Genomic DNA, 18,198 nt, shown 5'->3' with positions numbered 1-18,198 from the left:
ATATTTATATTACTTTCAATTGTTCACTTACTTAGCTCTGTTGCTATTACTATTCTGATAATACCTGATGAATAGGTCTTACGCGAATACTTATATTTTTAGTTATAGCTCTATTATCGCCCATATTGTCAATAACTTAAGAAGATAATAGGAATACTGCCTATATCAGCAAAAATTCATCATTAATTGACCCAGCGCCCCAGCTAAGGTAAGTTTGCGCCTAGAGTTCATATCACGCTAAAAAAAGTCCATGGCCAGAAAAAAAATTGAAAATTTAAGCTTTGAAGAATCATTAGTTGAATTAGAAACAATTGTACAAAATTTAGAGCAAGGGGATCTTAATCTTGAAGACTCAATGGCTTTATTTGAACGTGGCCTACATCTGAGCCAACACAACCAAGAAAAGCTTAAAGGTGCCGAACAGCAAATTAATATTTTGCTAGAAAAAAACGGCCAAGCCCAGTTAGAAAAATTTAATACCAACGAGACAAACAGCAGTGAATAAACTTGCATATATTGATGATGTACAAACTCGCATTAATGATTATCTAGGTAAAAAACTCGAAAGCTTAGCCATTAACGATGAGAAATTATTAGATGCCATGCGTTACGGCTTACTCATTGGTGGCAAACGTATGCGCCCCTATTTGGCGTATATCACTGGCGCAACATTAGATGCAGAACAAGGCGATATCGATGGTGTTGCAGCGGCAATAGAATGTATTCATGCTTATTCGCTATTACATGACGACTTACCTGCAATGGATGACGATGATTTGCGCCGCGGTCAACCGACCTGCCATAAAGCTTTTGATGAAGCGACTGCAATTCTCGCCGGTGATAGTTTACAAACGCTAGCTTTTGATATTATCGCCAATCATGATTTTTCAAAGGCCGTTGATGCTAAGCGTATTAATTTATTGCGCTACTTAGTCAATGCCGCTGGTTATCAAGGTATGTGCGGTGGCCAAGCGTTAGATTTAGCCGCAACCGGTCAAGCAATTACGCTGGCAGAATTAGAAAACTTACATTCTTTAAAAACAGGAGCTTTGCTTGAAGCTTCGGTAAAAATGGCTGCCGAGTGCAGTAATCAGGCAACAACGTTCGATAAAGAACAATTAGCCCTATATGCGAAACTTATGGGCTTAGCTTACCAAGTGCGTGATGATATTATTGATATAACATCGACTGAAGAAGAACTTGGGAAACCAGCAGGTTCTGACCTTGCCGCTAATAAAAGTACTTACCCTGCACTACTAGGTTTACAAGGCGCACAAGAAAAAGCAGAAAACTTATATCAACAAGCGCTTCAAGCTTTAGCCACTTTGCCCTACAATACACAAAGCTTATCCGACTTTGCGACTTTTATTGTCAGCCGCAAAAATTAACTTTAAAATTTAATAGAATAATATGACTATAAACCTAGCTAAATACCCTTTACTGGCCAACATCAATTGTCCGGATGATTTACGAAAATTAGATCAAAAGCAATTAACAAAAACCAGTGAAGAGTTAAGACGTTATCTGTTAAATTCAGTCAGTAAAAGTAGCGGTCACTTTGCCTCAGGCTTAGGCACAATTGAATTAACTGTTGCCTTACATTACGTTTATAACACACCATTTGACCACCTGCTTTGGGATGTTGGACACCAAGCGTACCCGCACAAAATACTTACTGGCCGACGTGACCAATTGCACACTATTCGACAAAAAGACGGCTTGCATCCATTTCCATGGCGGGAAGAAAGTGAATACGACGTACTTAGCGTCGGTCACTCAAGCACCTCAATTTCTGCAGCCTTAGGCTTAGCCGTTGCAGCTGAACAAGAAGCAAAAAATCGCAAAGTTGTTGCCGTAATTGGTGATGGTGCAATGACAGCCGGCATGGCATTTGAAGCATTAAATCACGCTGGTGATATCAAAAAAGATATGTTGGTTATTTTAAACGATAACGAAATGTCAATTTCAGAAAATGTCGGTGCTTTAAACAATCATTTAGCAAAAATGCTTTCAGGAAGCCTATATACTGGGATCCGTGAAGGTGGTAAACGCATACTTAAGAATATTCCACCGATCAAAGAATTAGCCAGTCGTGCAGAAGAACATTTAAAAGGCATGGTCGTGCCAAGCACCTTCTTTGAAGAGCTAGGCTTTAACTATATTGGCCCAATTGATGGTCATGATGTTAATGGCTTAGTCGATACCATCACCAACATGCGTAACCTTAAAGGACCACAATTACTTCATATTGCGACTAAAAAAGGTAAAGGCTATCAACAGGCTGAGCAAGATCCGATAAAGTACCATGCGGTGCCAAAGTTTGATCACACAGAAACTAGCCTACCTAAAAGTGCGCCAAGCTTACCTACTTATTCGGCCATATTTGGCGATTGGTTATGTAAAGTTGCAGAACAAGATTCAAAACTAGCTGCCATTACGCCAGCGATGCGTGAAGGTTCAGGCATGGTACAATTTAGCCAACGTTTCCCCAAACAATATTATGACGTTGCTATCGCTGAGCAGCATGCCGTGACCTTTGCGGCAGGTTTAGCTATTGGTGGACAAAAACCTGTTGTTGCTATTTATTCGAGTTTTTTACAGCGCGGATATGATCAATTTATTCATGATGTTGCTATTCAGAATTTGCCGGTTTTATTTGCCATCGATAGAGCTGGTATTGTCGGCGCAGATGGTGCGACTCATCAAGGTGCATTTGATTTAAGTTTTATGCGCTGTATTCCTAATATGACGATCATGACGCCGTCTGATGAACGTGAATGCCAACTGATGTTAAATACCGGTTATCAGTTAAATACACCTGCGGCCGTGCGTTACCCTCGTGGCAGTGGTAATGGTGCTGAGTTACCAGGCGTTAATGAGACCATTGCACTGGGCAAAGCTAATGTGATTCGTGAAATCGACCAAAATGCCGATACTGAAGTTAAAGTGGCTGTGCTCAATTTTGGTAGTACATTAACACAAGCGAAAATAGCCGCTGACACACTCAATGTTACGTTAGTCGACATGAGATTTGTTAAGCCATTAGATCAAGATATCATCAAAGCATTATGTAACACTCACGACTGTATTGTTACGATTGAAGATAATGCTATCGCTGGTGGTGCTGGCTCTGGAGTAAATGAGTATATTTTAAGCCAAGGTATCGCGAAAAAAATTCTCAATATAGGTTTACCAGACAGTTTTATTAAACACGGTACTCAAGCAGAAATCCATCAAGAACTAGGGCTAGATGCAAGCGGTATCGTAGAGAAAATCAATCAATTTATTACGCTTTAACAAACGTTAATTAGCGACTAGTAATATCAACACGCCACTTGTTTAGTTTTGAATTTATTTAAAACTAAACAAGTGGCCCTAAGAATATCGTCAAATATTGTTTGCAGTTCCCCTCACATCTTAACGACGAAGCTTCATCTCCAGGCTAGACAAATCAGCTTTTTTCACGTTATATAAGTGCACAAATAATAACAAAAGAATCACCATGAAAAACGTCCTTAGATTTATAGCGCTGCTATTGCTCTACCCTCTATCAGCCTACTCTCAAAATAACATGATATTCCAAGACTTAACGGTTATTAAAGCTCACAACATGATGGCAGATAAACAGTTAACCAGTGAAACCTTGGTTAACTATTACTTAGACCGAATCGCCAGAATTGATGCTAAAGGGCCACAGCTTAACTCTGTCGTACAGCTCAATAAAAACGCAATTAAAAGAGCACAAGAGCTTGATGTAATTTATAAAAAATCAGGAAAAGTCGGAGCGCTGCATGGCATTCCTGTTTTATTAAAAGATAACATCGATACGATTGACGGCATGGCCAATACTGCTGGCTCATGGGCGTTAAAAAATAACTACCCGAAAGATGATGCCTTTTTGGTTCAGCTACTTAAAAATGCTGGGGCGATTATCTTAGGTAAAACAAATTTAAGCGAATGGGCAAACTTTCGCTCAACCTCTTCGTCAAGTGGTTGGAGTGGTCTGTGGGGGCAAAGTAAAAACCCATACGACATTACCACAAGCCCATGTGGTTCAAGCGCCGGCTCTGGCGTAGCCATTGCAGCAGATTTAGCTTTACTGGCAGTTGGTACAGAAACAGACGGCTCTGTTACTTGCCCATCGGCAATAAATGGTATTGTTGGTATTAAGCCGACTTTAGGCACAATAAGTCGTGACGGTATTATTCCTATTGCTCATAGTCAAGATACTGCTGGCCCGATGGCCCGCTCAGTAACTGACGCGGTAATGCTACTTTCAGCGTTAACCGCTGTCGACGCCGATGATAACGCGGCCCTTGCTGCACCTGCTGATTATATGAGTCATTTAAAGCTTGATGGCATTAAAGGTAAGCGAATTGGTGTTGCACGCAATCTTATGGGTTATCACGGACAACTTGATGCAGTATTCGAACAAGCTATTGTTGACCTACAAGCTCAAGGGGCAATTATTGTCGATTCAACTAACTTCACCAATTCCGCTGTCTGGGGCGACGCTGAATTTGAAGTCCTGCTATACGAATTTAAACATGGTTTAAATGCTTACCTTGCAGGTACTGATGATCATACCCCGAAATCACTTGAGGCATTAATCGCCTTTAATCTTGCTCACGCCGATAAAGAAATGCCTTATTTTAAACAAGAAATTTTTGAAATGGCACAAGCTAAAGGACCGCTTACTGATGATAGGTACCTCGCAGCTTTACAGTTGGCAAAAAAATCTACTCAAGCTGAGGGCATTGATGCTCTTTTGGCTAAACATAAACTTGATTTGATTATTGCACCGACAACTGGCCCAGCTTGGAAAACTGATTGGATAAATGGTGACCATTATTTAGGCGCAGCTTCTTCTGCTGCAGCTATTTCTGGTTACCCTCATATTACGGTGCCTATGGGGTATGTTCATGGTTTACCTGTTGGCTTATCAATGTTTTCAGGTAAATTGCAAGAAGGTAAGTTGATAGAGGTTGCTTACGGTTATGAGCAATCGACATTACATAGAAAGTCGCCGGTGCTTTAGCAGCAATTAAAATTACATGCTATCGTAACTCAAGCTCCTGATCAAAAAAGCGATTTGAATGACTTCAAATCGCTTTTTATATTTTTCATACTGTATATATCTATCAGGTTTATAGCACTTGGAATAGTGCGCTTACTTCCTGACAAAAGACCGTTTAATCAGCGATATATTCCACCACTTCTAAACCAAAGCCTGACAGTGAATGATATTTTGTTTGTGAGCTTAATAAGCGCATTTTACTGACACCTAAATTAGCTAAAATTTGCGAACCAACACCGACGTTGCGTGAACCAACATGTCGTTTAACTTCTTTCACTGTTTCACCAGCGTCAAGCTTAGCGTACTTTTGCACTTGGGCGATAAGCTCTAAAGGTGACTCATGCTTACCTAACAAGACTAATACCCCACCTTCTTTACCAATTTTTTCCAAGGCACTAGCCATTGGCCATTTCGCAACGCTTTCACGCTGGCTAAACAATAAGTCTTTAAAAGTATTTTCTAAATGCACACGCACTAACGTCGGCTCTTCAGGCTTAATTTCACCTTTAGTTAAGGCGAAATGCGCTTGGCCGTCTATGGTATCTTTAAATACTGTTAACTCAAAATCACCGAATTCGGTCGGCAATTTACATTGTGATATACGCTCTATGGTCGTTTCGTTAGCATTACGATATTCAATTAAATCCGCAATAGTCCCCATTTTAATGCCATGTTTTTCAGCAATAATTTCTAGATCTGGACGACGCGCCATGGTGCCGTCTGCATTCAAAATTTCAACAATAACCGCAGCGGCTTTAAGGCCTGCTAAACGTGCTAAATCTACACTGGCTTCAGTATGTCCGGCACGGTTTAACACGCCGCCATCTTTAGCAATCAAAGGGAAAATATGACCCGGCTGTACAATAGAATTGTGATTGGCATTTTTGCCAACAGCTGCTAAAACAGTCGTGGCACGATCGGCAGCAGAAATTCCTGTAGTAACCCCTTCAGCTGCTTCAATAGAAACAGTGAAATTGGTAGTGAACTGAGCGTCATTTTTATCAACCATTAACGGTAATTTTAAAAGCTCACAACGCTCTGCCGACATTGGCATACAAATTAAGCCACGACCGTGAGTTGCCATAAAATTAATAGCTTCTGGTGTAACTTTTTCTGCCGCCATGATGAAGTCACCTTCATTCTCGCGATCTTCATCATCCATTAAGATGACCATTTTACCTTGAGCTATATCGTCGATAATCTCTTCTGGCGTGTGTAAATTCATGAAAACCTCTTTTATTTAATAAAACCGTTGCGCGCTAATAACGCATGCGTAACACCAGACTCATCTTGCTTGTCGGCTGTTTGCTTGGTAAGTAATCTTTCTATGTAGCGGGCAATTAAATCAACTTCAAGATTAACTTTCGTGCCTACCTGGTATTTACTGATAATTGTTTGGTCTGTGGTATGTGGCACAATTGTTAAACGGAATTTATCATCGCTTAAACTGTTTACCGTTAGGCTTGTGCCATCAATAGTCACGGAGCCTTTTTCGGCAATATATGCTGATAATTCTGCTGGCATAGTTAACCAGTAATCGATGCTATTGCCTTTATGCTCGATAGCGCTAATTTCACTCACCGCATCAACGTGACCTGAGACCATGTGCCCACCAAATCGCGTAGTTGGTAACATCGCTTTTTCAAGATTGACGCTATCACCCATTTTATAATGTGCTAAACCTGTACGCGTTAAGGTTTCACTGGAAACATCGGCGCTAAAGCTAGCGGCATCTAGGGCAACAACCGTTAGGCAAATTCCATTGGTGGCAATTGAGTCGCCTAATTTAACATCTGACAAGTCTAATGTTGCCGTATCAATAGTGACGCGCGCGCCGTCACCTGAGCTATTAATCGCTCTTAAACGCCCTACGGCTTCTATTATTCCTGTAAACATAATATCTCTCGTCGTCTGTATAGCTTATGAATTGTTATTTATACTGAAAATAGATTGTCAATCAGTGCCTGCGCTTATTGACTAAACTTTGCCGTTATCCTGATATCTTTACCTACCATACGCACATCACGAATATCAAGAATCTTAGCCTCTGATAACTTTATTATTGTTGGCATACTCACTAAACTTTTACCATCACTGCCGATCAGTTTTGGTGCTTGGTATAGCACTAGCTCATCCACTAAGTTTGCGTTAATAAACGCACCCGCTAGTTTAGCACCTGACTCAATTAATATGTCATTTAACCCTTGTTGGGCCAAATAAGCTAATAATAGGCTTAGATCGACATATTCACTATCTACAGCTTTAGAAATTGTGACTTGTTCTACAAAATGCGGCCAAGTTTGGCTTTTTTCAATAGCATGTCGAATTAATAATATTTTACTTGTTGTTTTAAAGATAGCGAGATCCGGTGTTAAACGATTTTTACCATCAATAATAATCCGAACTGGCTGTCTAACATCGGCTTCTGCATAACTATTTTTAAGTGTCCCTAAGGCATCCCAACGGACATTCATTCTGGCATCGTCAAAAATAACAGACTCTGCGCCACAAATAACTGCACAGCTTTGCGCTCTTAGGCGTTGAACATCTGCGCGGGCATCGGGAGACGTTATCCATTGGCTTTCACCACTGGCCATGGCAGTTTTTCCGTCTAGACTTGCCGCTAACTTACAGCGCACATAAGGTAACTTTTTGGTCATTAATTGAATGAAGCCTGGGTTCAATGCGATAGCATCTTGTTCCAGTAAACCAAATTGTGTGGTTATGCCCGCGGCGGCTAATAGTTCAAGGCCACGACCCGACACCTTTGGATTTGGATCAACCATAGCGGCAATAACATGACTAACCTGCGCTTTAATCAATGCTTCTGCGCATGGAGGCGTTAAACCGAAGTGACTACAAGGCTCTAGCGTAACATAAGCGGTAGCACCTTTAGCTTTGCTGCCAGCTTGTTTTAGCGCATGAACTTCGGCATGTCCTTGCCCTGCTTTTTTGTGAAAGCCTTCACCAACAATCTCGCCATTTAGTGCGATAACACAACCTACTCGAGGGTTCGGTGACGTAGTAAAGTGACCACGCTTTGCCAAACAAATGGCGCGCTGCATAAATTGATGATCTTTTAACGAAAAATTGCTCATTAAGCCACTCTAGATTAAGTAATACGTTTATGATTCATCATCGCCTAAACGTGCGATTTCTTCACCAAATTCTTTAATGTCTTCAAATGAACGATACACAGAAGCAAAGCGAATATAAGCTACTTTGTCTAAACTCTTGAGTTGCTCCATGATAATAGTACCAAGCATTTCACTCGACACTTCGCGCTCGCCAGTTGCCCGCAGTTGTGATTTAAGTTTATTGATCGACAACTCCATCTCTTCTGTACTCACGGGTCTTTTTTCTAATGCGCGCAATAAGCCATTACGCATTTTATCTTCATTAAAAGGTTCGCGGGAGCCATCTCGCTTAATAATGCGTGGCATTACTAATTCGGCACTTTCAAAAGTGGTATATCTTTCATGACATGCTAAGCATTCACGACGACGACGCACTTGATGACCATCTGACACTAAACGAGAGTCGATAACTTTAGTATCGTTGGCTGAACAAAAGGGACAATACATTGATGAGTTCCGAAGTTAATGAGTCATGAACAATTTAATCACGATATTTTAATTGAAAAAAGTTCATTTAGCGAAATATCTTACCAAATAAAAATCAGCTAAAAAAAATGGCCACAAAGGTGGCCATTTTAGGTTATTACTTGACGTTTAATAAAGTAATAACAAGATTTTTTGATTACTAAAGCTTATGACTGGTAAACAGGGAAGCGAGCACAAAGTTCACTAACACCAGCACGGACTTTAGCGATAACATCTTCGTTTTCAATATCATCCAAAATATCACAAATCCAACCAGTGATTATTTTTGTTTCTTCAACACCAAAACCACGACGAGTAATTGCTGGAGTACCTAAACGTAGGCCAGAAGTTACAAATGGTGAACGTGGGTCATTTGGCACAGAGTTTTTATTCACTGTGATATGAGCACGACCTAACGCGGCATCTGCATCTTTACCAGTAATATCTTTATCAATAAGATCAAGGAGTAATAAATGGTTTTCAGTGCTGTTAGAAACAACTTTGTAGCCACGCTCTTGTAATACTGCAACCATAGCTTTGGCATTATCTAATACGTTTTGCTGATAAACTTTAAATTCTGGTGTTAATGCTTCTTTAAATGCCACGGCTTTCGCAGCAATAATGTGCATTAATGGTCCACCTTGACCACCAGGGAATACAGCGCTGTTCAATTTTTTATAAATTGCTTCATCATCACAAGCAGAAACGATTAAGCCACCACGTGGGCCGGCTAATGTTTTATGTGTCGTCGTCGTAACAACATGCGCGTGTGGCACTGGGTTAGGATATAAACCTGCTGCAACTAAGCCGGCAACATGCGCCATATCGACGAAGAAATACGCCTCAACTTTGTCGGCAATTTTACGCATACGCGCCCAGTCAACAACACCAGAAAACGCTGAGAAACCACCAATGATCATCTCTGGTTTATGCTCTATGGCTAAACGCTCTAATTCAACGTAATCAATATCGCCAGTTTCAGGGTGTAAACCGTATTGAATTGCTTCGTATGACTTACCTGAAAAGTTAACATGTGAGCCATGAGTTAAGTGACCACCGTGCGCTAAGCTCATACCTAACACTTTCCCGCCAGGAGTAACTAAGGCTTGAAAAACAGCTGAGTTTGCTTGTGAGCCTGCATGTGGTTGTACGTTGGCATAAGTAGCGCCAAATAATTCTTTTGCGCGATCAATCGCTAACTGTTCAGCGATATCAACATACTCACAACCACCGTAATAACGCTTACCAGGATAACCTTCGGCATATTTATTAGTCAGCTGTGAACCTTGGGCTTCGAGTACACGTGGACTACAGTAGTTTTCCGAAGCGATGAGTTCAATATGCTCTTCTTGGCGAACAACTTCATTGCTCATTGCTTGATAAAGTTCTGGATCAAAATCTGCAATATTCATATCACGTGTAAACATGTTTTATCCTCAAATAGTCTGCTATAAGCAATACTGGGGGTGGCGTTAGTTCAAAATTAATTGCGGCATATTCTGCCTGAACTTGAAGTATTTGTACACGCAAAAACCGTGTTCTGTTAGTTCATTTTGCAATCAAATATACTTTGAAGTGAGTGATAAAAACTTTTAACACTCACTTCAACAAATAATCCAAACTAATATACCGACTTAAAACCGCAAAAACAACAAATTTAATACAGAGCAGCAACCAAATATCCGCATATAATTCCATTGAAATAAATAAAGCTGTATTTTATAGTAATTTAACTTTTAAGAGCTGTTGATATTCTTGTTTACGTTGCCTATGTAGGTAGTCAACGACGATATATACAATAACCATAAAGCCATTAGCCATTAAATATGCCGGTAAAACTCCTTTGTTATTTGTTTGGCTTGAGGTATACACAAACCAATTAATCAGCGGTAAAAAAGGTAAAAATGAAATTTTTGTAATCCACATGTATTGCATTGATGATTTACTACTCGCTATCGCATTATCTATGGCTTTTTCAGGACTGTCGCAAAGCTGTGACCATGTTGCGACACGGACTTTAGTTTCAAAATACACGAAAATTAATGACAGTAAGCTACCGAGCCCAAGATATATATTAAGAGGCTTCCCCCATTCGCCATTATAAATACCGTATATAAAGGCAATAAATAAAGCGATGGTTGCCACAATATTTAGTGCGAAACAAAATTTTGCACCAATAGTTCTGCGCCGTGTTCGCTTTACCAAAGCTAGCACATCTGTTTTTACTGTCGGTTGTGTTTGCCAATCTTGAATGAGTTCTGCCCAAGTATCATCCTGTAATTCAGACGCATCAGCACTTTGCTTGTCACTTTGAGCGACTAATGCCTCTGTAGAAACATCTTTACTTATGCGTTGCTCACTTTCGGTCGGCATTTTAATTTTATCGTTTTCTTCGCTCATACTGCCTCCAACAATTGCATCACTTTTCCCTTTGCTCTTTGTAGTCTCACGCCAACTAAGTTAATAGATATCGCTAACACGTCAGCAATATCTTGATAACTCATCCCCTCAAGTGCCAAGGTAATGACTTGTTGTTGTTCAAGCTTTAACTGACGAATGGCTTGGGCAAGGCATTGTTGTCTTTGGTTTTGATCTAGTGACTGATAAGGTGTGAGTTGCGGGCAAATCGATGTATCAAGCACCGCGTGTTCATTACTCGATTGAATGCTATCTACCGGCTGAAAAGCTTGCTCGGTTTTTACCGTTTTAACCGCTTTAGCCACATGCGTTGCTAAAACATTATGGGCAATTCGAGCAATAAAAGTTTTTACGGCTGAGTCAGAGCGAAAGCTGGGTAAAGCTCGCCATATGTTTAAGGCTATTTCTTGAAAAAGCTCTTCTTGAATTGCAGGAACAGCCTCAAAGCCATTAATGATATGACGCAGGAGTTTCTCATGTTCAGAAATCCAATTAATAAATACTTCTTGATTGCTCAATGAATAACCCAGTTTATGTTTAGCCGTTTGAAAACAGTCTTGTTTTTGAAGGACTAATTCTACTGGGTTATTCATTTTATACAATATTAACTACGCGTTACTAACTTAGCGACATAACTACTTTTTCAGAGGTTAAACGCTTAGCCAAGATTAACACCAACCCCACAGTTAACGCGATAGTAGCAACACTGGTAAATAATAAGGCACTCCAATCTACAGGTAAGCCTTTAAAAACGTCTTCCATTAACAATGACTGACCAGAAATCGGCATCCATTCAACCCAAGCAGGTTTATCATCCATCATCATTAACGCAAATGGTATAAAGCTAGGTGCCATGATTAACATAGTCACCGTTGATTGCGCCTCTTTGAAACTCTTGGCCTGAAAAGCAAATAATAATTGTAGTGAAGCTGCCAGAAAGCAAATAGGCACCAATAACAACAACAAAATGATAAAGGTACTGGCATCAATACTAAAGCTTGCCCCTATTTTTGTGAGGTCAACAAAGTTCATCGCAACAGAGGTAAGTACTAACATTAAAATAATGGAGATAATGGAAATTGAACTGGCGCAACTCAACTTAGCTAGCACTATTTTTAAGGTACTAACAGGCTGGCACAATAACATTTCCAATACATTGCGCTCTCTTTCACCGGCACTTGAGTCTATTGCAACCGGTAAACCTGACATAAAAGCCGCCATCATTAAATAAACACCTAAAATTAGTGAAATCATCACCGCATTACTACTGGGCAGTGAGGTATCTTGCTCAAGTAATTTTATGGGTTGCAATAATTTCGTATCAATGCCGCGCACTAATAAACGCTTGTACCCTATAATTAGTGAGTGCTCGCTGACAACATCTTTAATGCGCCGAATAGGCGATGATAACGACTTCTCGTTGTAATCTGCGCGTAAGGTTAATTCAATGGGTTTACCAGCAGCCATATCTTCAATGAAGGTATCAGGAATACTCAATTCAATATTACGTTCATTCCAGTTACGTTCTTCATCTTCAGGCACGTCAGAAAAAGATAAAATGTTCTCATCTTTTAGTGCTTTGATGAGTTTTGGTGCATGTTGCTCACCGCTATATTTCACATAAACAGCAGGGTTATCTACGGCTTCTTTAATTGCCACTTTTAACATCACCATGATCATAACTGGCATCAATAATGCCATGCTCATCGCCACCATTAATGCGCGTCTGTCACGAAAAGCTTCTTTAAATTCTTTCACCATCAAGGCTTTCAATTGCATCATGCGGCTACTCCTTCATCTGAGCCAATGAGTTTCACGAAAGCTTCTTCTAGTAATTTTTCTCCCGCTAAATCACATAACTCTTGCGGTGTACCTTGAGCTGCTAGCTTTCCATTTGAAACAATAATCACTCGGTCACACAGTGCAGCAACCTCTTGCATTACATGGGAAGAAAATAAAATACAGTGACCCTTTTCTTTGAATTTAGCTAAATGGTTACGCAATATCCTTGTACTCATCACGTCTAAGCCACGGGTTGGCTCATCAAGTACAAAGTTTTTCGGTTGATGTACTAAAGCCTGAGCTAAAGTAACTTTCATGCGTTGACCCTGAGAAAAGCCCACGGTTTTTCGGTGAGCTAATTCTGTCATTTCTAAATCAGATAGTATTTGCTCAATGGCAGCATGCTTATTGGCTCCTTTCATGCCATGAATACTAGCAAAATAGTCAATTTGTTCATAAGCGGTTAAACGCTCATATAAACCAAATTTATCGGGAAATATACCTAAAAGTTTCCTCGCTTTTATCGGCTCTTCGGTTACTTTAATGCCATCAATAGTCGCGTAGCCTTCATCAGCACGAAGTAAACCATAAAGCGTTCGTAAACAAGTAGTTTTACCCGCGCCATTTGGGCCTAATATGCCAGTAATTTCACCATCTTTGGCAGTAAAAGATAGGCCATCTAAAGCTTTAACGGTATTTTTCTTACTCACAAAACTTTTATGTAAATTATTAACTTCAATCATGATTTATTCCTTTGCTTCGGTTGGCATTGGGCTCGGCGATACTTCGGGTACTACACCACCATTTAAACCCACCATAAATGATTCGTCAGGAATCTCTTCTAAACATGACTCATCAAGTTCCTTTGGTGCTTGCTTTTCTAGAAATTCATTAACAATTTTGATACCACAAGCTGTAGAAGCCACTATGTGCGCGTTATTTTTAGAAATAATGTGATGACTATTAGGTAAATTCACATGGGATTTTTCGCCATTACTTGCTGGCGTTACAGGATCTAATTCACCCGACATAATAAGGGTTGGAATTTCAGCGGTTACTGTTTGATAAAATTCCTTACTCGGTTGATAACGAGGCCATGCAGAACAGACTTTGCCAACCATCACTAAACTCATACCTTTAGCGAAACTGTTATCAGCGTCATCAACTTTCATATCGGCAGATATTTTTGGATAGTCTTCATTACAAACAATATTAAAATGCAAACCTATATATATGCCCATACCACCTTCGCCCTGCGCGATAAGACCAGCCAATGGTTTATAGTTGCCTAAATACGCTTGATGGATTAACAATGGCACTAAACTTCGAGTTTCCATTGAATACAGTTGCATCTGGATAGCAGAAATAAACTTATCATTACTGATAGTAAATGCAGTATTGGTCCCTAATCTTGGGTGAGCAATTTCTACTGTGACAGGTGCTTGTAATAATTTATCAGTAATGGCAGTAAACTCTTTTGCCAATTCAGGATACTGTGCAGCACAACTTGTCTCATTCTGGCAGTTTTCGATGAGCTTGATAAAAGACTGCTCTGCACTTTTACCAAATAAGCCAATAGGCACTTCAATTGGGCCAACACTGTCGAGTACCACACTCTTTAACGATGCTGGAAACATACGCATATAAACTAAACCCGCACGGGTACCATAAGAACCGCCATAAATATGGACCTGTTGATGACCTAGCTCTGATCGAACCGCGTCAAAGTCTCGAATTGAATTTTCTGAGTTATATTGACTCAAGTCACCTGTAAGTTGGGCTATACATTGCTCAATATCAGCCATTGAAAAGTCTTCTGGTAGACTAGTGTAGGGATCAACTTCCAAAGAATCTTCACATTGCAAAGCATGAGATTTACCGGTGCCACGTTGATCGATAAGGATCAAATCGCGGGTTTTTCTAATTTCATTAAAGCCACGGTAAATATGACTCGCAAGTTCAGTCGCTGCCTGACCAGGCCCTCCGGCTAAGAACATTAACGGCAGTTTTTCTTTACTGTTATCTATCGCGGGTAAAACAACAAAATTTATCTCTATTTGAGTACCATCGGGTTTTTCATAATTCTCAGGAGTCACTAAGGTGCCGCATTGTACTTGTTGTCTTATGCCCTTTACATGGCAGCTTTCTAACTTCAATTGCTGGTCTGAGATATTTTCAGCCAAACTCATGTTACTAAGTCCTACAAGCCAAATGAGTACGTTCGCTTTAAATAAATTATTCCAATTTATTGTCATTTTATCTTCCTTTTAAAATATTGATTGCTTAGTCTTATCTTTGTCGACTTTATTACACTTTTTTAAAATATATTTATTTCAATATACTCTACTGGCTAAAATCAGCTAATACAGACAAAAAGATACGCTAAGTAGTTTATAAAGTACTCTGTCGTCATTAGTAAAATAAGACTAAAAAATTCTAGCGTTAAGTATCCACAGTATATTTGATAGTTAAACTATCCATTTATCTCCTTATCATCCCTTTTACACCTATAAAGTAGATATCCCTAAACCTCTTCACACTATAAAAATAAGCTAATAGCTCTAAAACATGCAATAACACGAAATAACGGAATTAATCATTCACATATTCCTAAAATAACGATAAAGTCTATTATAGGAATTAACCGCCAAATAAGAGGATGACTGATGGAATTAAATCAGTGGGTAGATGAACTATTTGAAGTGTTTGATGAAGACAAGGATGGGGTCATCAATAGAAGTGAATTTGTCGAATTGATTGACTGCTTATTGCAAGATAAAGGCATTCGTATGTGTGAAACCATATTCAATCGCTTTGATAAAAATCATGACAACTCGATTTCAAAAGATGAGTTGCGTGAAATGGTTATCGATCTAGCATTGTAGCTCTTATTTGCGCTTATATATCGCTCGTTTATTTAAGCGCAATTTTATCGCTGATTGTTCGTAAAACTAACATTTAATCTATTGAGTTTAAACATAAAAACTCAAATTTCAGGTCATTCTAAAAAATAAAACTAAACTCTACAGTTCTCCGTACCCCCTTGTGCTAAGCGCGCGTTATATTGTGACTATCTGCTTTTATACATTCAATAATTCAATAATATAAGTCAGATTTTATCAGCCTTTATTTCTCATCGATAATATCATTGCTATCCACTTTTACATCGAAAACACCACAAAGGTCAGACCACTAGTATTCAAAGCTATGGTTTGCTATTATACTCGGCGTACAGGTGTACACTGAAATAGGAATATATAACGTGCAAACTCAAGAATACGGCGTAGCGGAAGAAATCATCAATGCAGTGAGTCATGGGCTAGCAGCATTACTTAGCGTCGCTGGCTTAACATTATTAGTGACTTTAGCCTGGATACAACTTGACGTAGTTAAGGTGGTCAGTTTTAGCATTTATGGCGCTAGCTTAGTTTTGCTATTTAGCGCTTCTACGCTTTATCATGCGTTATTGCATGAAAGGGCCAAAAGCATCTTCAAGTTACTCGACCATTGTGCTATTTATCTATTGATTGCCGGAACATATACCCCGCTAATGCTAGTGACATTAGCTGATGACATAGGCCCTCCTATATTAGCCATTATATGGGGCTTAGCTATTTTAGGTATCGCTTTTAAGGTTAAGTTTGGTAATAAATATAAAAAATTATCACTCTCAACTTATTTAGGTCTAGGCTTAATCTCGCTAACATTTATACATAAATTAAACGATAAACTGGCGCCTGAAGGTATGTTTTTACTCGCCTTGGGTGGAATTATATATGGTTTGGGTACTATTTTTTATGTCAGAAAAAATAAAAAGTACAGCCATGCAATTTGGCATTTCTTTGTGTTTTTAGCCGCTGTTTGTCATTTTTTTATGATCTTTTTCTACGTACTATAATGGCATAAGTACGGTAAAAATTAACCTAACTGTTTACTTGTATCGGTAAGTTAATATCAACAAAACCTAGCGTAAACTGGTATTTATGACGAAATTATACAGGTTAAAGTTCGGGATAAAATGCAACTTATTTACTTTATATAGATATGATATAGAGTAAATATGAATTCTAAATATTAACAGATAACAAGAATTAAACTCAGATTAGTTTTCTAGTAAGAAACGTTCAAATACTTCCAATGTTTTAGCAAAACTCCTTTGGCCTAACCCTAAACGAAAGTAATTCCCCTTAAGCCCGAACAACTCACTTGGCAACGCTAAAATTCCACTTTGCTTGGCAAGTTTTTGTGACCAAGAAGTTATTGAGGTAATATTTTTAACCTCTACTAGCGCAAGGATCCCAGCCTGAGGTGCTTGCCAACTTAATTTTTCTGGATGTCTGGCAATAAGTGCCGAGAAAAGCGCAATATTGTCGAGAATAATTTGATTGTTGAGAGCTAAAATTTCTTTACTACTTTTTAATGCCAAACATGCTAATTTTTCATCTATTTTAGAGCAGCAAATAGAATTAACCGCTTTAATAGCAATGAGACTATGCCGTAAAGTATTATTAGTCGTAATAGCCCAACCAATACGAACTCCCGCTAAGCCTAAGCTTTTAGACATAACACCAACCACAATACTTTTTGGGTAATCTAAATAACGATGCGCTAAAGCTAAACTGTGGTAATTGCTTGCTTGCGAAACATCGTCACTTAACAAATAACAATGATATTGCTGTGCCAATTGCAATATTTGATTGGCGAGATTGGTATCAATAGTACTGCCGGTTGGGTTATGCGGAGAATTAAGCACAATAAGCCGGGTTTTCTCATTCACGAGTTGATTAAAGTCTTCAATGTTAACTTGCCAGTTATTTTCAGCACAAAGCGCGATTTCTCTAACAGTAACCCCTATCGACTCTGCCATGTTCACCAAAGAAGGATAACTTGGTGTTAGGATAATAATTTCGTCGCCAGCACTTAACACAGAATGATAAATGGCCGAAAGTGCTTCCTGTGCACCGCAAAATGTTACGGCGCTTGCAGCATCGATTATTCGGCTATGGCAGTTTAAATTTTGATGAAAGTTAACTATTTCTTGCCGTAAAAACACATCGCCTTGCACCGGCGAATACTGCAAAAGTGTGCTACTAATGCCAGCAATTCGAGCAGTATCAGTATCAGTATCAGGATCAAAACTATCAGTACTTAGCCGACATAATTGTTCAAGCGTCAAAGCTTGTGCAGTCGAATCACTTAAATTGTAGTTAATATAGCTTGCTAGGCTCTGACTAAAAGCAATGTGCTTGGGCAATATGTAAGTAGGCATCGACTAGATCTCCATTATTAAGTCAATGATCATGTTGATGCGCATATAGG

General features: G+C 39.3%; 17 protein-coding genes. 6 read left to right on the top strand and 11 right to left on the bottom strand.

Annotated features, from left to right (window positions below):
• Positions 1 to 250 precede the first annotated feature (250 nt).
• The 4 genes from xseB to B5D82_RS00965 all read left to right on the top strand — a co-directional run bounded on the left by xseB (position 251) and on the right by B5D82_RS00965 (position 5,038).
• Positions 251 to 505 carry an exodeoxyribonuclease VII small subunit gene (gene xseB, locus B5D82_RS00980; RefSeq protein WP_081148500.1) on the top strand — a complete coding sequence of 85 codons (255 nt, stop codon included), beginning with the start codon at positions 251 to 253 and terminating at the stop codon, positions 503 to 505.
• Positions 498 to 1,388, top strand: coding sequence for a (2E,6E)-farnesyl diphosphate synthase (gene ispA / locus B5D82_RS00975; RefSeq protein ID WP_081148498.1), 891 nt, complete (start codon positions 498 to 500; stop codon positions 1,386 to 1,388). The genes xseB and ispA overlap by 8 nt, the downstream gene beginning before the upstream one ends.
• Positions 1,389 to 1,410: 22 nt before the next feature.
• Entirely contained in the window at positions 1,411 to 3,297 is a 1,887-nt protein-coding gene (gene dxs / locus B5D82_RS00970; protein ID WP_081148497.1) for a 1-deoxy-D-xylulose-5-phosphate synthase, read from the top strand.
• 205 nt (positions 3,298 to 3,502) lie between these two features.
• Positions 3,503 to 5,038, top strand: a complete 1,536-nt coding sequence (locus tag B5D82_RS00965; RefSeq protein WP_081148495.1) for an amidase — start codon at positions 3,503 to 3,505, stop codon at positions 5,036 to 5,038.
• A 154-nt stretch (positions 5,039 to 5,192) separates the two neighbouring features.
• On the opposite strand, the gene ribBA is transcribed toward B5D82_RS00965, so the two are convergent.
• The 10 genes from ribBA to B5D82_RS00915 all read right to left on the bottom strand — a co-directional run bounded on the left by ribBA (position 5,193) and on the right by B5D82_RS00915 (position 15,134).
• On the bottom strand, positions 5,193 to 6,302 hold the full coding sequence (ribBA, locus tag B5D82_RS00960) for a bifunctional 3,4-dihydroxy-2-butanone-4-phosphate synthase/GTP cyclohydrolase II (protein WP_081148494.1): 1,110 nt from the start codon (positions 6,300 to 6,302) through the stop codon (positions 5,193 to 5,195).
• 11 nt (positions 6,303 to 6,313) lie between these two features.
• Entirely contained in the window at positions 6,314 to 6,973 is a 660-nt protein-coding gene (locus tag B5D82_RS00955; protein WP_081148492.1) for a riboflavin synthase, read from the bottom strand.
• 74 nt (positions 6,974 to 7,047) lie between these two features.
• Positions 7,048 to 8,175 (bottom strand): bifunctional diaminohydroxyphosphoribosylaminopyrimidine deaminase/5-amino-6-(5-phosphoribosylamino)uracil reductase RibD, encoded by a 1,128-nt coding sequence (ribD, locus tag B5D82_RS00950; protein WP_216629008.1) that lies wholly within the window; start codon positions 8,173 to 8,175, stop codon positions 7,048 to 7,050.
• A 27-nt stretch (positions 8,176 to 8,202) separates the two neighbouring features.
• The gene (nrdR, locus tag B5D82_RS00945) at positions 8,203 to 8,661 is read right to left on the bottom strand and encodes a transcriptional regulator NrdR (RefSeq protein ID WP_081148490.1); all 459 of its coding nucleotides are present in this window, start codon (positions 8,659 to 8,661) and stop codon (positions 8,203 to 8,205) included.
• A gap of 185 nt (positions 8,662 to 8,846) precedes the next feature.
• Positions 8,847 to 10,106, bottom strand: coding sequence for a serine hydroxymethyltransferase (gene glyA, locus B5D82_RS00940; protein ID WP_081148489.1), 1,260 nt, complete (start codon positions 10,104 to 10,106; stop codon positions 8,847 to 8,849).
• A 292-nt stretch (positions 10,107 to 10,398) separates the two neighbouring features.
• A complete protein-coding gene (locus tag B5D82_RS00935) occupies positions 10,399 to 11,079 on the bottom strand; it encodes a hypothetical protein (RefSeq protein ID WP_081148487.1) in 681 nt (226 codons plus the stop codon).
• A complete protein-coding gene (locus tag B5D82_RS00930; protein ID WP_081148485.1) occupies positions 11,076 to 11,690 on the bottom strand; it encodes an RNA polymerase sigma factor in 615 nt (204 codons plus the stop codon). The genes B5D82_RS00935 and B5D82_RS00930 overlap by 4 nt, the downstream gene beginning before the upstream one ends.
• A 25-nt stretch (positions 11,691 to 11,715) precedes the next feature.
• Entirely contained in the window at positions 11,716 to 12,879 is a 1,164-nt protein-coding gene (locus B5D82_RS00925) for an ABC transporter permease (RefSeq protein ID WP_081148484.1), read from the bottom strand.
• Entirely contained in the window at positions 12,876 to 13,622 is a 747-nt protein-coding gene (locus tag B5D82_RS00920; protein ID WP_081148482.1) for an ABC transporter ATP-binding protein, read from the bottom strand. The genes B5D82_RS00925 and B5D82_RS00920 overlap by 4 nt, the downstream gene beginning before the upstream one ends.
• A 3-nt stretch (positions 13,623 to 13,625) precedes the next feature.
• Entirely contained in the window at positions 13,626 to 15,134 is a 1,509-nt protein-coding gene (locus tag B5D82_RS00915; protein WP_081148480.1) for an alpha/beta fold hydrolase, read from the bottom strand.
• A gap of 411 nt (positions 15,135 to 15,545) precedes the next feature.
• On the opposite strand from B5D82_RS00915, the gene B5D82_RS00910 reads away from it, so the two are divergent.
• Together B5D82_RS00910 and trhA are read left to right on the top strand one after the other, a co-directional pair.
• Entirely contained in the window at positions 15,546 to 15,764 is a 219-nt protein-coding gene (locus B5D82_RS00910; protein ID WP_077286225.1) for an EF-hand domain-containing protein, read from the top strand.
• A gap of 377 nt (positions 15,765 to 16,141) precedes the next feature.
• Positions 16,142 to 16,777 carry a PAQR family membrane homeostasis protein TrhA gene (trhA, locus tag B5D82_RS00905; protein ID WP_245807534.1) on the top strand — a complete coding sequence of 212 codons (636 nt, stop codon included), beginning with the start codon at positions 16,142 to 16,144 and terminating at the stop codon, positions 16,775 to 16,777.
• 204 nt (positions 16,778 to 16,981) lie between these two features.
• On the opposite strand, the gene B5D82_RS00900 is transcribed toward trhA, so the two are convergent.
• Entirely contained in the window at positions 16,982 to 18,148 is a 1,167-nt protein-coding gene (locus B5D82_RS00900) for an aminotransferase class I/II-fold pyridoxal phosphate-dependent enzyme (RefSeq protein WP_081148479.1), read from the bottom strand.
• Positions 18,149 to 18,198 lie beyond the last annotated feature (50 nt).

This window comes from Cognaticolwellia beringensis, from assembly GCF_002076895.1.
Classification (GTDB): domain Bacteria; phylum Pseudomonadota; class Gammaproteobacteria; order Enterobacterales; family Alteromonadaceae; genus Cognaticolwellia; species Cognaticolwellia beringensis.
The sequence above is the reverse complement of the archived record's forward strand: the minus strand, read 5'-3'. Positions and strand labels throughout refer to the sequence as shown.